Raw genomic sequence first — 721 nt, 5'->3', positions numbered from 1 at the left:
TGGTCAGGTTGATATTGCCGGCTGAGACAACCACGCCCGAATTGGCACCTTCGATAATGCCCGTTGCTTCGTTGGTGATCGTCAGCGCTGCGGCCGAACCCTGGCGCACACCAGCGTTAATCGCGCTGGTGATGGTGCCCGCGTTGACCAGCGATGCCGTCTCAAGCGCGCCCGCAAAACCTACGCCGTAGCCAAGGATGCCGTTTACCCCGAAGTCACCTGTCGCGCTGATCGTGCCGGTATTCGTCACAGTGGCGGTCTGGCCCGGAGGCACGGCCCCGCCGGTGAGGTTGAACGGACCGCTCTGCATCAGCACGCCGCCATTGCCGCCGGTGATCGCACCGGCGTTGGCGATATCCCCGCCGCCCGAGAGGATCATCCCGAAGCGTTGGCCGGTAATCGTACCCGTGGCGCTGTTCTCGACGCGCGCGGAGTAGTTCTCGATCGCCTGATCGGTGTAGGCGAACATCGAGATCCCGTCGGCCAAGGCCCCGCCCGTGCCGCTGATCGCACCGCTGTTGACCACGCTGCCGCCGCCAATCAGGCGCACGCCATCATTGCTCTCGCCTGCAATCGTGCCGGTGTTCACCACGGTGGTGTTGATCGCGCGGCTCTCAAACTGCCCGGTTGCAGGATCGAGATAGCTGATTGTGGTGATCCCGAATTGCGCGCCCGAAATGTCACCCAAGTTGGTCACCGACGAGCCGCCCTGCGCGATCAC

1 protein-coding gene is annotated in these 721 nt (G+C 63.9%); it reads right to left on the bottom strand.

Translation table 11 applies throughout. The annotated features are described in order from the left end of the window. Positions 1 to 721, bottom strand: a 721-nt coding sequence (locus SOQ14_RS14135; RefSeq protein WP_322898774.1) for a hypothetical protein, incomplete at both ends; no start/stop codon positions are given.

Source organism: Erythrobacter epiphyticus, from assembly GCF_034653295.1.
GTDB lineage: Bacteria > Pseudomonadota > Alphaproteobacteria > Sphingomonadales > Sphingomonadaceae > Erythrobacter.
Note: the sequence above shows the minus strand (reverse complement) of the source record. Positions and strands in the feature narration are given on the sequence as shown.